General features: G+C 66.9%; 19 protein-coding genes. All 19 read left to right on the plus strand.

Features of this window, described 5'->3' with window-relative positions; all coding sequences use genetic code 11:
• Position 1: 1 nt before the first annotated feature.
• On the plus strand, positions 2-208 hold the full coding sequence (locus POL25_RS28595) for a hypothetical protein (RefSeq protein ID WP_272089405.1): 207 nt from the start codon (positions 2-4) through the stop codon (positions 206-208).
• A gap of 2 nt (positions 209-210) precedes the next feature.
• Positions 211-1,104 carry a peptidoglycan-binding protein gene (locus POL25_RS28600; RefSeq protein ID WP_272089406.1) on the plus strand — a complete coding sequence of 298 codons (894 nt, stop codon included), beginning with the start codon at positions 211-213 and terminating at the stop codon, positions 1,102-1,104.
• 31 nt (positions 1,105-1,135) lie between these two features.
• Complete coding sequence (locus POL25_RS28605) at positions 1,136-1,489, plus strand: hypothetical protein (RefSeq protein WP_272089407.1); 354 nt, start codon at positions 1,136-1,138, stop codon at positions 1,487-1,489.
• A gap of 9 nt (positions 1,490-1,498) precedes the next feature.
• Positions 1,499-2,176: an SDH family Clp fold serine proteinase gene (locus POL25_RS28610; protein WP_272089408.1), complete on the plus strand. Its 678-nt coding sequence runs from the start codon at positions 1,499-1,501 to the stop codon at positions 2,174-2,176.
• Positions 2,177-2,184: 8 nt separating this feature from the next.
• Positions 2,185-2,388: a hypothetical protein gene (locus POL25_RS28615; protein WP_272089409.1), complete on the plus strand. Its 204-nt coding sequence runs from the start codon at positions 2,185-2,187 to the stop codon at positions 2,386-2,388.
• A gap of 2 nt (positions 2,389-2,390) precedes the next feature.
• Entirely contained in the window at positions 2,391-2,684 is a 294-nt protein-coding gene (locus tag POL25_RS28620; protein ID WP_272089410.1) for a hypothetical protein, read from the plus strand.
• Entirely contained in the window at positions 2,681-3,274 is a 594-nt protein-coding gene (locus POL25_RS28625; RefSeq protein ID WP_272089411.1) for a hypothetical protein, read from the plus strand. The genes POL25_RS28620 and POL25_RS28625 overlap by 4 nt, the downstream gene beginning before the upstream one ends.
• Before the next feature lie 74 nt (positions 3,275-3,348).
• Positions 3,349-4,542 carry a hypothetical protein gene (locus POL25_RS28630; protein ID WP_272089412.1) on the plus strand — a complete coding sequence of 398 codons (1,194 nt, stop codon included), beginning with the start codon at positions 3,349-3,351 and terminating at the stop codon, positions 4,540-4,542.
• Complete coding sequence (locus POL25_RS28635; RefSeq protein WP_272089413.1) at positions 4,535-5,365, plus strand: hypothetical protein; 831 nt, start codon at positions 4,535-4,537, stop codon at positions 5,363-5,365. Before POL25_RS28630 ends, POL25_RS28635 begins: the two co-directional genes overlap by 8 nt.
• 116 nt (positions 5,366-5,481) lie before the next feature.
• Positions 5,482-6,072: a class I SAM-dependent methyltransferase gene (locus POL25_RS28640; protein ID WP_272089414.1), complete on the plus strand. Its 591-nt coding sequence runs from the start codon at positions 5,482-5,484 to the stop codon at positions 6,070-6,072.
• Positions 6,069-6,281, plus strand: coding sequence for a hypothetical protein (locus POL25_RS28645; protein WP_272089415.1), 213 nt, complete (start codon positions 6,069-6,071; stop codon positions 6,279-6,281). Before POL25_RS28640 ends, POL25_RS28645 begins: the two co-directional genes overlap by 4 nt.
• 231 nt (positions 6,282-6,512) lie before the next feature.
• Complete coding sequence (locus POL25_RS45025; protein ID WP_373372119.1) at positions 6,513-6,689, plus strand: helix-turn-helix domain-containing protein; 177 nt, start codon at positions 6,513-6,515, stop codon at positions 6,687-6,689.
• Positions 6,686-7,768, plus strand: coding sequence for a tyrosine-type recombinase/integrase (locus POL25_RS28650; protein WP_272089416.1), 1,083 nt, complete (start codon positions 6,686-6,688; stop codon positions 7,766-7,768). Before POL25_RS45025 ends, POL25_RS28650 begins: the two co-directional genes overlap by 4 nt.
• 455 nt (positions 7,769-8,223) lie before the next feature.
• Entirely contained in the window at positions 8,224-8,376 is a 153-nt protein-coding gene (locus tag POL25_RS28655; RefSeq protein WP_272089417.1) for a hypothetical protein, read from the plus strand.
• 633 nt (positions 8,377-9,009) lie between these two features.
• Complete coding sequence (locus tag POL25_RS28660) at positions 9,010-9,189, plus strand: hypothetical protein (RefSeq protein ID WP_272089418.1); 180 nt, start codon at positions 9,010-9,012, stop codon at positions 9,187-9,189.
• 343 nt (positions 9,190-9,532) lie between these two features.
• The gene (locus tag POL25_RS28665; protein WP_272089419.1) at positions 9,533-10,084 is read left to right on the plus strand and encodes a hypothetical protein; all 552 of its coding nucleotides are present in this window, start codon (positions 9,533-9,535) and stop codon (positions 10,082-10,084) included.
• Positions 10,071-10,910, plus strand: a complete 840-nt coding sequence (locus POL25_RS28670; RefSeq protein ID WP_272089420.1) for an HTTM domain-containing protein — start codon at positions 10,071-10,073, stop codon at positions 10,908-10,910. The genes POL25_RS28665 and POL25_RS28670 overlap by 14 nt, the downstream gene beginning before the upstream one ends.
• A 209-nt stretch (positions 10,911-11,119) precedes the next feature.
• Entirely contained in the window at positions 11,120-11,455 is a 336-nt protein-coding gene (locus POL25_RS28675; protein WP_272089421.1) for a phage integrase central domain-containing protein, read from the plus strand.
• A 305-nt stretch (positions 11,456-11,760) separates the two neighbouring features.
• Entirely contained in the window at positions 11,761-13,716 is a 1,956-nt protein-coding gene (locus POL25_RS28680; protein WP_272089422.1) for a serine/threonine-protein kinase, read from the plus strand.
• The last annotated feature ends 60 nt before the right edge of the window (positions 13,717-13,776 follow it).

A 13,776-nucleotide genomic window follows, 5' to 3' on the forward strand; every position in this document is an offset into this window, starting at 1 on the left:
GATGGCCGAAGCACTCACCAAGTCGCAGTCGGAGGTCGACAACGTGCTGTTCGACGCTACCGAACACCAGCGAACGTTTGCCCTCAATTACGGCGACGCCGTCGATAAGCTCAGGCGCAAGCTCGTTCACGAGGTCACGATCGCCACGACGGTGGGACTCGTGCTCGGGGGTCTCGTCGGCACGATTGTCGGCATGAGGAGGCGCTGACCATGGCTCGCTCATCCGAGTGGGAGAAGCTGGAGATGGCGCAGGGCGACCCGAAACCCACATGGCCGCTGCCGACGGTGACACCGAAGTTTGCGACCTGGAGCGTCGGCGGCGGCAGGCCCTACGGCTGCGAGACCGACAAGTGCGAGCGATGGCACGCAGGCGTCGATCTCACCGGCGCACCGGATGGCGCGCTGATCCTCGCGCCCGAGGACGCGCTGGTCGTCGGCATCGATCGCGGCTGGAGCGAGGGCTCCAAGGCGGCGTTCCTGCGCACCAGCTCGGGCCTGTTCGTGGTGCTCGGGGGCTTCAAGGCCGGCTCGCACAAGGAATACGGCATCACGACCGGCCAGCAGGTGCGCAAGGGCGACAAGCTCGGGCGCGTGCTCGGCTCCTACGGGATGATTCACCTCGAAACGTACATCTCCGAGACGCGCACCGCGAACTCCGTGTGGTGGAGGACCGAACCCCCGCCGGACGGTTTGATGAACCCGACCAACTACGTCGAGCGGATGGTCGGCGACAAGGTCTCCCTGCTCCAGACGCAGCAGCGACTCGAGGCGCTCAAGACCCTCGGCTACTACAAGGGCGACCTCAGCGCGACGTGGGGGGCGACCTCCACGGAGGCGCTACGCGCCGCCCAGGCGGCTCTCGGGATTGGGGTCGACGGCAAGTGGGGACCCGAGACGGAGGATGCGATCCAGCGCGCCCTGGCCACGATCCAGGGCTGCTCCGCCGATGAGTGCAGCCCCTCGAGCGGCAGCGCGGTCACAGATGGGGCGAGCTCGGATCCTCTGAGAGCCGTCAGCCGGGTCGGCTGGTGGATCATCGGCGGCGCGACCGTCGCCGGCGTCGCCATCGGTCTTGCGGTAGCAATGCGAGCCCGCGAGGAGTAGCGGGTACCTCTCGTAAGGATGGAGGATAAACATGAATGACCAACGTCGCATGCCGACTCTCGCGACAGAACTGTCGGTGTTCTCGTGCCATCAATCCGAGCTCATCGCTGGCGTCTTGAGCAAGCACCCGAACCTCGCTTCACTCCTGGTACGGATCGCGGAGCAGGTTTCGCGCGTTTTCAGGAGCGAGACGGTCAAGCAGCTTCGACTGCGCCCCAGCTCGGGGCCATACCCTGCCGAGGATGTCGGTCTCGTGGTGGATATCGTCGTTACCGCAGATGAGTCAGATGCCCGCGCATCGCTCGGCCGATTCGACGAAGAGTGGTGGTTCGAGGCGTCGGGGCGGTGTCCCGTCGAGATCGTCATCGACATCCGCCGGGAATGAGAGTGTGCCATGAATCGTGCGTTCCTCGTCACCGCTCTCGTCACCGGCTCGGCACTGGTCGGCGCAGGCTATCTCCTGCGCAGCAGACCGCATGGGCGAGCGTTGCCTTCGAGCATCATTCCAATCGTCACGCCGGTGATCGACGTAAGGGTGGCGGAGCACGTGCTCGGGGTGATGGAGCGTCTCCCGGGAGACGAAGTCACGCTGCTCCTTCACACCGCCGGCGGGTGCGTGACGTCGTGCGTGATGATCGCCAATGCATTGCGAGAATTCGAGCGCTCGACGGCGATCGTCCCCTACATGGCGCTCTCGGGTGGCACGCTGATCGCCCTCAACGCACAGCAGCTCGAGATGGGCCGCGGGGCGTCGCTCTCGGCGGTCGACCCCATCGTCAGCGGACAACGGGCCCGACACCTGCCTGACGAAGAACCGCCGAGCGGAATCGCCGCGATCGCCCGTGAGTACGAGGTCGCCATGGCCCGGTACGTCCGCGAGACCCTGGCCGCGCGGCTGCCAGAAATGGGTGAGTCAGCGGTCAAGCGCGCGATGGACGTGTTCATGGGAGAGCACGCGCCGCACGAATGGCCGATCCGCCGGCAAGAGGTCGAGGCGCTCGGTCTTACTGTCGGCCCGGCGGCGCGTTCCTGGGCTGAAATGGTCGATGTGTATCGAAAGAGGTGGTGGTGATGTCGGAAATGAGCGAGCAGACCGTAGCGAAGGTGACCTGCGAGGCGCCAGGCGAGGAGCAGCCTCGCGTCGAGGTCCTGAGCGAAGCACTCTGCACCGCGTCCGAGCTGCGCCAGGCGGTCATCGCCGGCGCGATCACCTCGGGGATCTTCTGCACGATCGTGGGCATGGGTATCGGCTACTTGCTCGCCCCGCGCAGGGGGAGGGATTAGCGATGCAGTTCTCGATGCTCAACCTGCTGGCGGGCCGCCGGCACCAGCTCGGCGCCCTGGTATTGATGCGCGGCGAGACCTTCATCGAGACGATCGAAGAGGGCGGCATGGCCGTGTTCCTCGTGCTGCGCGGTACGGCGACGGTCTCGCGCCAGCGCGCGGGAGCCCAGGCCGGTCTGCACCTGACGCCGCGCCTCGGTGAACCCGTGTGGCTGACGAGCCCGGGGACCTACTGCGTGGTCGCCAAGGATCAGGTCGTCGGCGTGCGGATGCTGAAGACGGGAGGTGGATCTTGAGCTTCGGCGGGCTCGAGATGGAGACCGCGCCGGAGACGGCGAGCTTCCGGCACTACCGCCGCCGGATGTGGCAGGCGATCCGCACACGGTTCGAGGAGGCGGTGGTCGGAGCGCGAATGCTGGGCCTCGACGACGACGAGGCGTGCAAGGTCGCCGCGCGATCTATCCGGGGGGACATCCGTGCCTTCATGTCGGAGCTCTTGACGCTCGCCCCGGTGCCGGCGCTCCTCGAGTTCCTCCCCGCTGGCCGGGACTGGGGTACGGCCGGTGAGCGGCTGTTTCAGCAAAGCGACGCGGTCACGGCGCTGATTGATAGCGCGTACCCGCGACCGACCTGGACCGAGCTCGGCTCCTTGAGCCCGCAAGCTGCCGAGGACGACGCGCAGTGGTCGGCCTGGGCGACATCGTGGGCCGCGACGCTCGGTGCCACCGACTCCGCGGCCGAGAAGGCGCTGGCCCCTGAACCGGCCACTTCGACGATGTCCGATGCGAAGGAGCCCTGGTCGCTGCGGAGGTGGGCCCCATGGCTCGCCAGCGCGGCGGCGGTGATCAGTGCCACCACGATCGTGGTGGCGACGACGAGGAAATAGGGCCCGAGGACCGAGCGCAGGGCTTCGGCCATCGGAGTGCGTGGGAGACGGGCAAGGGAGGCAGGAGGACAGCCATGAAAATCTTCGACGGTGTGGAACTGAAGCCAGCATTGAGTCCGACCATGCAAGGGGCCATCTCGTGGGCGCTCTTGATCGCCAACACGTTGATCGAGGCGGGAAACTGCCGCGACGAGCGACAGGCCAGGGAGTCGGGGACGACAAGGCCGACCACGCTCGAGCAAGTGATGCAGCAGTCGGGCCTTCGGATCCCCGGGATCGAGGAGGCGCTCCAGGAATTGATGGGCGGTACCGAGGAAGCCAAGCAGGCCGCCGAGCTGCTCATCAACAATCCCGATCCGGCGGTGCTCTTGCAGAAGTTCGCCCAGCACTTCGGACTCACAATCATGGCGGAGCCAGCCGCACCCGCCACCGCGGCAGCGCCCCAAGCAAGCGCCTCGACGACGCCGCCATCACCGGCGTGCCCGCCGTTCGGATCGCCGAGCTCGGTCCCACCCACGATGGCCGCGCCCGCCGCTTCGGCGATCCGGGCAACACCGCATTCTCGTCCGGACCTCACTCACCAGGCCCGCGACGCCGCCCCGCACCCCATGGACGCGCCCGCCTTGCGGCCGCCACAGTTCCGGGCCGACTTCACCCGCGAGGCCCGTGAGGCCGTGAAGGCCACCGCAAGCGCTTCTCCACCCGAGAGCACCTCCAAGTCGCCCGAGTCCGCCGACTCCCGCGCCTCGCTGGTCGAGATGGTTGAGCGCCAGCTCGGGGCGCTGCGTCGCAGGATGGAGATGCACCAGGCCGAGATCGATGAACGTATCGGTCATGCGGAGTCCGAGCTCGGCGCCCTGCGGGAGCGGCTCCGCGAGCTCCTCACGGCTCCGCGGCCGCGCGCGCGCGAACCTGTCCCTGCGACCATGGCCGCCGCTTTCGAGGTGCCAACAGTCGTCGAGCCTCGAGTAGCATCCGCGAGGGATAGCACGCCTGAGCGCCAGCCCCCTGCAGCGGAGACCGGAGGCGGCAGCGCCGTCGAGAGGTTTGAGGATGTCGCCGAGCCGCTTCCACTCGTGGCGACCGAGAACGAAGTCGTCCACGCTGTCGAGCTCGTTGGCGCCTTCGGAGACGAGGTCGAGGCGCAACACAGGCAGAGCACCACGCGTCTCAGTCGGGTCGAGCACGAACTTCACGTGATGCGTGATCTCGTCGCGCGCGCTGAAGAGGTGGCGCAGTCCGAGGAAGCAGGGGCGGCAAGTGGCTGACAACAAAGATGTCGCCGTCCTGGCGAAGAAAGTCTACGAGCTCACGACGCTGAACCCTGACGAGCTCGAGGTCCGCAAGTGGGAGGCCCTGTTGATCGTCAACGCCGTGATCAGCTCGGCGACACCTGCCGGCATCGCCAAGGCCCACGGCGACAAGGACGCCCGCTGGGGTGCGCAGATCCAACAGGAGGGGATCCTGTCGAGGCTCCACCCGAAATGGCTGCTGCGTACCGACGACGGCAAGCCCCCGGCGCTCCAGCATGTGTTGGAGAGCGCCTTGGACAATCCGTGCCGCGACCTCCGCACCCGCCTCCAGATGCTCCAGCTCATCCTACCGGCAGATCGTGAGCCGCTGACCGAACTCGTGCGAGCCTTTCAAGCGGACGCGTGGGCGGGTGCGCGGGGAGAAGCGCGCGAGCAGTTCGTCACGAAGATGCGCGGGATTTCGAAGGAGTGGTTTCGGGACCCGTGGCTGACAGTGCTGCCCCGCGACGGTCACCCGCCGCCCGTCTCGCTCCTGGTCGAGAACCAGGGCCCGACCCACGACGGGGGCTGGCACGACGACCCCTCCGACGACACATCCTGGGAGCAGGCCAAGTTCGGCTGGGCCGATGCGATACGCACCTGGGACGTGGACTTCCTGCGCGATAACCCGCTGAGCGAGCTTTACCTGACCGTGGAGGAGACGGCGAGCGAGGTCGCGTCGGGAGCCAACGAAGCAGCGAGGGGCATTGCCACGATTCTGAAGTGGGCCCCTTACCTCGCCGCGGGGATCGCCGTCCTCGGTCTGACCACGGCGGCCGTGGTCGCCGTGCGGCGGTGAGCTCGGCGGACGACGAGCATAGAACGAAGGGATGCGTCCGCGCGGCGCGAAGGGAGAAGTCGGGATGGTCATCGCGTTCTACAACGATCTGGGCGGCATCAACGGGGAGCGTCGCCATGGCGCTGCCTAAGCTCGCTGCGCGCGTCATCCTCGGCTACGTCGGACTGGTCGAAGGAACAGCCGCGCTGATCCGTTTCAAGGAGCGCTCGACGGCCTTTCAGATGGCCGCCGAGCGCGCCACGGCCCTCGGACGCCGGCTCGTCGTCGTCGGTGACCCCGACGCGGGCATGCACACTCGACTCATGCGGGCCTACGGCTGCGGTGACGTGTGCATCGATATGAATGGTTGCCCGGGGTGCCCGATCACCATCGTCGCCGACATCACCAAAGGTCCGGTTGCGGACATCGCCGACGACTCATCGGTCGTGTTCGTCTCGTGCGTCCTCGAGTACGTGTCCGATCTGAACGCGGCTCTCCGCGAGATCGCGCGGCTCGCCGGCAGCCCCGAGAACGTATTTGTCGTGACTGTGCAGCCGTGGACCCTGACCGCGCGCCTGTACCCCGGTGCGCGCTGGCGAGGCACGGTCGGTAACGCCGCCGGGGCGCAGACCGTCGACATGAAGCAGGTCGGCCTCGAGGAGAAACTCGTCGTCACCGGGGCGCTGGGCCTGGCGCTCGCGGCCGCGTTCTGGCCGAGGAAGCGGTGAGCGCCGTGTCCGAGACGAACGCCGAGCAGGCTCTAGAGCTCGCGCGGGCCGAGGCACGAACCCTGGCGGACCAACTCCGCCAGGCCCGCGCGGACCTTCACCGGCTGGGCATCGCCGACCAGAACCGGGCTCTCGTCTGCGCGGCCGTATCCGGCGCACTCGGCATCCTATGTGGCGTCGGCATCGGGTTGAGCATCCGAAAAAAGTGAGCACGTGATTGACGGAGGAGGTGGGTGGTGAAAACAGGACATGGTCCAGAGAGCGGTCCACGGACGACTGGCCTCGGATGTCGGGCAACGACCGAGGAGAAGCCCCATCCTTACAATATAGCGGGCCTCAGGACTAGATCTGTCCCTTCGGACATAAGGGAGGAGATCCACCATGAGCAGGGTCCGGCGGCCGTGAGGTCGCCCGAGGCAACGAAACTGCCGTTGACGCTCATGACCGTCGAGGAGCTCGCTCTACTGCTCAACACCAGCAAAGGGGCTGTCTATGCACGGCTCTCCCGCGGGGGGATCCCTGGTGCCGTCCGGCTCGGTCGAACCTTGCGCTTCGACCCCCGGATCATCGCACAATGGCTCTCGGCGAACAGTGCGAGCGCGGGAGGTCAACCATGATCAAGCTGCGCCCGTGGAAGGGATCGAAGAATGAATTTGAAGTCGACATCATCGTGGGCGGCGTCCAGGGACAGACCCTGCGACGCCGCCTCAAGGCCCCGGTCACCGGCAGGACCAACGCGGAGCGCTGGGCGCGCACGCTCGAGCAGGAGCTCTTCGCGCAGCTCCTCGCGCTTGGGCAGGCGCCGGATCCAAAGTCCGGTGCCGAGCCCCAGAAGTTGCCAGCGCCGACGTTACATGCGTTCGCACGCGAGTTCCTCGAACTGTGCGAGACCGACCGCCTCGGAATCAACACGCGCATGAACTACGACGTCCACCTGCGCCTCTACCTGCTCCCGGCACTCGGCCGGCGGCGGCTCGACGAGATCACGCCGCAGGACATCACCAAGCTCAAGAAGTCGCTGTCGAAGAAGTCGCATAATACCAGCTGCGAGGTCCTGAAGACTCTGCGCCGGGTCCTCAACCGCGCAATCGCGGAAAAAAAGATCGAGTGCGCGCCGGTGGAGTTCGATATCCCGCGCCGGGTCCATCGACTTCCAATCGCGTACGACGATCAAGAACAGGAGGCCCTCCTGGCCGCTGCGCAAGCACTCGGGCCCATGTACGTCGCTATCGTGCTCCTCGGGATCGATGGTGGCCTGCGGCGGGGCGAAATTCTCGGCCTCCAGTGGGCGGACATCGCCCTAAAGCGTGCTGAGATGGTCATCCGACACAACGTCGTCCGAGGCAAGCTCGATGCCCCGAAGGGCAGGACTGAGGACAACATCGGCATCACGAAGCGCCTGGCCCAAGCTCTCGAGACGCACCCGCGGACGGGCCCCTTCGTCTTCGACAACAAGGGGAGCCATTTCAAGGAGCACAACATGAATGCGTGGATGAGGGCCCTGGTGAAGCTGGCCGGTCTGCCCTGGCGCGGCACCCATGTCCTCCGCAAGACCTGCGGTACCCGGATCGCCGATGGTGGTGGCGGCGTGGCGGCCGTCGCCACCCACCTCCGGCACAAGGACCTCGGGACCGCGAGCCGGTACATCGACCGCCGCGGCGCTACCTCGCGTGCGCTTAAGGCGCTGGAGAGCTAGTGGAGGCGCAATATCGCTCTCCGCTAAACCGTTGAAATGAACTAATAATTCTAGATAAACTTCACTGTTTCGAGCAATAGGGGAAAGGGTCATAGTTTGACGACACAATCAGTTAAAGTCCGCTTTAAACTTCACTGCACCGGGCGAGACGGAAGCATGATTGGCAAGTGCTCGCCGTCGAAGGACCGCCAGGTGCACTCATTCACTTGTCGATACTCGATGGAGAGCGAAGCTATGAGCGTGAGGAAGTACTCGCGCGAGCGAGAGAATGCATTGAAAACTCAGATGATCTCTCAAAATTTATCAACGCACTGAGCTAGCTTGCGTCATCAACCTAGAGTTGATGCAATCGAATTTCAATGACCCGTTCGCGGCTCGATTGCCGTGGATGCACGGTAATGCCTACGTCGAGCCTGTTGCCGCGGCCGCGCACGGTGCAGTGGTGCTCCTCGCGCGTGGCTGGGAAGAGCTACTGGGCGAACACCTGCCCGCACTGCCGCGCCATGCAGGGCGACCACTACGTGCGAACCTCGATTCTCTACTACAACCAGGAACTCGCGGAGGAGGTCGAACAGCACCTCAAGCCAAGCGGTCCGGTGACCGCTTGACTCAAGTTGTACGCGACTTGAGGCGATCGGGTGGGGCGGCAGTATGCAGTGGTCAGGTGATGGGTCGGATCGGGCAGCGAACCGGCGGATCGATGTCAGCGTGGCGAACGAGATTGTGCTCGGCGGGGTACGCCGGAAGCACGCGTGTCAGTGAGTTCCGCGCCGGGAATCGAGTCGTGCTCTCTGATGAGCTGCCTGTCTCGCCCGCGAGATCGAGGGGACGAAAGATCTGTCCGCGGTCGCTTCACGCACCACCGGATGGTCCTCGAGCCGGTGACGGTGGCGCTGGCCGAGGTGGACTCGGTGGACGAACCATCGTCGCCCGCGTGCCGTCCTTGTTGAGCGTGAGGCCGGCGGGGTCGACGACGGCCTAGCTGGCGATCGACCGGAGCGCGCCGCGAGCCTGACCAGGCATGATCAAGCATGATCAACCATAACCATGCTTGATCATGCTTGATCATGCTTGATCCGGAGGACCAGCCGGAGACGGCGACTCGGATCGACGAAGAAGCCACGTCGATCCTGAAGTGACGAAAAATCTGGCAGACCGCGAACGGTTGATATATAGTAGCCTCAACGTTGTGGTCCCCGGCCTGTCGCCGGGTGCGCGACGTCATGGGAGTTACAATGATCATGCGTTGTCTCGTCATTTCCACGCTCTTTGCCATCACCCTGACCGCCTGCGAGGACGATCTCACCGAGGAGGAACTCGATATCATTGCCGAGGAGGCTGAGCAGGCCGAAGTGGAGTTCGAGCCTCCCGCCATGATGCCCGAGCCCATGCCCGAGCCCGACCCCGAGCCTGTGACCTGAGGCGTTGGCTGCGCGCGCCACGTCGACGACGGGGCCGTTGTCGTCGACGGGCGCAGCGGACGAGGCCTGGCGCGAGCGCCTTTGCACGCCCCGCCGCAGCGCGGCTCTGCGCGTGCTTCAGTGGGAGGTCGACCGCGGCTTGCGACGCGCGCCGATGCTTCATCACGACGTCCATGAATGTCCACGCGCCTCTCCCCAGCGATGAATCGATAGCGTCGAGCGATGTGTCTCGACCGCGTGCCCCGCACATTCTCGTCGCCATGGGGACAAATGTTGCCCGTGCCGGACGGGCCTCGTCTCGCTCCTCGACAGTGCGCAATAAACTTGGCAAATAGGGACTCTCATGACCTACACTTTGCCGCGGCTCCGCGACCGGCTCTGCGTCGCCGGCTTCATCGCGTTTTGGCTCGTGCCACTGGTGTGGCATGGGTTCGTCTCGCCGGCCCGGCTCCCTGGCGAGCCGGCGATTTTCCACCGCTGGCACAGCATCAGCTGCCTGTTCACCGACAGGCCGAATCAGCGCAACACCTACTACGTCCAGGTGCGCTATTTCGGTCAGTCCGAGTGGGAGACCCTCGACCTCGCCGGCTACTTCGAGATGGAGCCCTTCGGCTACCGCACCCGTATGCACCGATATCTCGTGCGATGGCGGGGCAAGAAGTCGCGCGGGCGCGAGGAGTTGGCCGCCTGGCTGTATCGTCGCCACGCCGAGCTGCACCCGGACCGCGAGCTGCCGAGCGAGCTGCGCTTCGTCCACGCCTGGACGATCCCCAGCGTCGACGAGCCGCCGACCGGCGACGCTCGCCCGCCCCCGCTGTCGGAGTTCCCCGAGGAGCGCACCCAAATCATGTCGCTACACGCGCCGCCGCCGGAGCTCGCAGATGCGCATCACTGACGGCTGGAACCGCTACTGGTACGGCCCAGTGCCGGCCGTCCGCCTGGCCGCGTTCCGCCAGGCGATCCTGTTCATGCTGGCGATCTATATGCTCGCCCGCTGGATGTACGCCGCCGAATGGTTGACCGAGGCTGGCTTTCACCCCTCGCGCGTCGCCGACCGCGTCAACACCCCGAAGCTGCCTCTGCTGCCTCCTGCCCTGCTGCAGGTGTTCGGCCTCGGCCTCCTCGCCAGCATCGTTTTCGCCCTCGTCGGCTGGCTGCGCCGCCCGGCCACGATCGTCGCGCTGTTGCTGGTCGTCTACGTCACGTTCGTCGACCCGGTCTCGGCCTTCACCCTCAATCATCTGTTCATCCTGTCGCTGTTGGTCCTGGCCCTCGCACCGGCACCGTCGAGTGACGGTACGATGCCCGCCTGGCTGGTGCGCGTGCTGCAGCTGACCCTCCTCGTGCATTATGCCAGCTCGGGCATATGCAAGTCCCTGCGCGGCGACTGGCTCATCAGCCATGACGTGTTGTGGGCCCAGCTGCAGAACGTCTACATGACCGATGCGGCGGCCCTGTTCGTGCGCCTGACGCCGACCTGGGCGATGACCCTGCTGCAGCACGCCGCCCTCGGCTTCGAGCTGCTCGCGCCGCTGCTGATCGGCGTCCGCCGGCTGCGGCCCTTCGGCCTGGCCATCGGCGTCGCCATGCACGTCATGATCGCCGTGACCATGCATTTGCTGTTCTATTTCAGCGCGCAGATGCTGTGCTTCTATCTGCTGTTCCTGGACGCCGAGTCCCTGCGGCGCTGGCACGTCCGCCTGGGCCTCCGGCATATGTAGCGACATGAGCCGGCCGCGCGTGTGCGGCGTACGAACTCGGGATACATGACCTCGCCCTGCTGGGCCCCGCCTTCGAGCGTGTCGACGCGAGCAGCAGGTCGCCCGAGGCAACGAAGCGCTGGGCGCGCACGCTCGAGCAGGAGCTCTTCGCGCAGCTCCTCGCGCTTGGGCAGGCGCCGGATCTAAAGTCCGGCGCAGAGCCCCAGAAGTTGCCAGCGCCGACGTTCCATGCGTTCGCACGCGAGTTCCTCGAACTGTGCGAGACCGACCGCCTCGGAATCAACACGCGCATGAACTACGACGTCCACCTGCCCCTCTACCTACTCCCGGCACTCGGCCGGCGGCGGCTCGACGAGATCACGCCGCAGGATATCACCAAGCTCAAGAAATCGCTGGCGAAGAAGTCGCATAACACCAGCTGCGAGGTCCTGAAGACTCTGCGCCGGGTACTCAACGGCGCAATCGCGGAAAGAAAGATCGAGTGCGCGCCGGTGGAGTTCGACATCCCGCGTCGGGGTCCATCGACTTCCAATCGCGTACGATGATCACGAACAGGAGGCCCTCCTGGCCCGGTCTGCCCTGGCGCGGCACCCGTGTCCTCCGCAAGACCTGCGGCACCCGGATCGCCGATGGTGGTGGCGGCGTAGCGGCCGTCGCCACCCACCTCCGGCACAAGGACCTCGGGACCGCGAGCCGGTACATCGACCGCCGCGGCGCTACCTCGCGTGCGCTTAAGGCGCTGGAGAGCTAGTGGAGGCGCAATATCGCTCTCCGCTAAATCGTAGAAATGAACTAATAATTCTAGATAAACTTCACTGCTTCGAGCAATGACCCGAGCCAGGCCCTCGCGATGACCGCCGCCTCCCCCGACCGTCTGCTCGGCACCGTCCTCGAGGGCCGCTACGAGCTCCTCAGCGTGCTCGGGCGCGGCGGCATGGGCAGCGTCTACATCGCCGAGGACGTCCATCTGCGCCGGCGCTGCGCCCTCAAGGTCCTGCACCCGCATTTTGCCGAGGAGCGGGCCCACGTCGAGCGCTTCCTGCGGGAGGCGCAGATGATCGCCCGGCTCGAGCACCCCAACATCGTCGACATCTACTCGTTCGGCGAAGACCCCTCGGGCCTGGTCTTCTTCGCCATGGAGCTGCTGCAGGGCGAAGATCTCTACACGCGGCTCAAGGCCAGGGACACCCGGCCCTACGACATCCACGAGGCCTGCCTGTGGGCGCTCCAGCTCGCCCGCGCCGTCGGCTGCGTGCACGACGGCGGCCTCATTCACCGCGACCTCAAGACCCCCAACATCTTCCTCGCCCGCAAGCGCGACGGCGAGGAAGTCGTCAAGCTGCTCGATTTCGGCATCGCCCGGCCCGAGGAGGGCTCCGAGCTGACCCGCACCGGCGTGCTGCTCGGCACGCCGACGTACATGTCGCCCGAGCAGATCCAGAACGCCGCGCTCGATCGCCGGACCGACATCTACTCGTTCGGGGTCCTGCTGTTCCGGCTCGTCACCGGCCGCTTCCCGTTCACCGGCGAGATGGTCCACATCGCCATGGCCCACTGCCAGCAGCCGCCGCCGCGACCCACGGAGCTCGCCCCCGACGCCGGCATCTCGCCCGCGCTCGAGGCCATCATCCTGCGCGCGCTCGCCAAGCAGCCCGCCGACCGCTTCCAATCGATGCCCGACATCGAGGCCGCGCTGACGGACCTGCTGCGCGACGAGGCGCCGGAGCTGCTCCCTGTCTCTCGGGCCACGCGGAGCTCGGCCGGAACCTCGATCCGCGCCGCGACCTCGCTCTCGGCCCCGATCGCGAATGCCGCCGCCTCCTCGCTCTCGGCCCCGGTCGCCCACGCCGCCGCCTCCTCGCTCTCGGCCCCGCTCGCTTCCCCGCTCTCGACCCCCGAATCACTCGCGGCCGCGTCCTCGAAGTCGGCCGCGGTCTCGCCCTCATTCTCCGCCGCCGCCTCGATGTCGGGCGCTGCGGCTGCGGCCCCGGCCGCCTCGGCGAGCGCGGCTCCGGTCTCGCTCTCCGCCGCCTCCTCGGCCGCCGCGGCGCCCGAGGCCTCGATCGCTAGCGGCGCTGCGCCTTTCTCGGCCCCGGCCTCGCTCGCGCCCTCGCTCTCCGCCGCAGCGCCCTCCGCCTCGATCTCGAGCGGCGCTGCGCCTTCGACCTCGGCCGCGCTCTCGCTCGCCGATGCCGCCTCGCGCGCCGGCGATCCCGACGACGCGACCGACCCGACGCGCATCTTCATCGCGGGCGCTCCCGCGGCGACCGGACCTGCCGCCAGTCGCTGGCCGCTGCGCGCCGCCCTCGGCGGCGGCCTCGTCGTCCTGGTCATCGTCGCCGTCAGCCTGCTGCGCGGCCCGCCTGCGCCTCCCGCAGCGCCGCCCCCGACCGCCGCTGCGAACCTCGTCCCTGACCCGCCCGCGCCCGTCGAGCGAGCGGTCGTCGAGCCCGCAGCAGTCATCCCCGCCGCGCCCGTCGCCGAGCCCGCGCCCGACCCGTCGGTCGAGCCGGCCGCGTCCGACCCGTCGCCGAAGCTCGAGCCCGCCGCGTCCGTCCCGAAGGCCAAGGCCAGCGCCCCGCTCGACCCGCTCAAGCAGATCGAGCGCAAGGCCCTCGCCTGCCGGCGCAAGCACAAGGCTGTCGGCGGCCCGGCCGTCACCATCGACTATGCCATCGGCGCCGACGGCACGGTCACGAGATCGATCCCCTCGAGCGGCGGCCACCTCGGCGACTGCCTCGCCGACGCCGTGAAGAAGACCCGGTTCGAGCCCAAGCTGGTGTTCGGCCGCAAGCTGCAGCTCTGATCCGCGGCCGCCGGCAAGGCTCCAAGAAATTTGGTTCAAGCCCAAGCTGGTGTTCGGCCG

Source organism: Nannocystis bainbridge (assembly GCF_028368995.1).
GTDB lineage: Bacteria > Myxococcota_A > Polyangia > Nannocystales > Nannocystaceae > Nannocystis > Nannocystis bainbridge.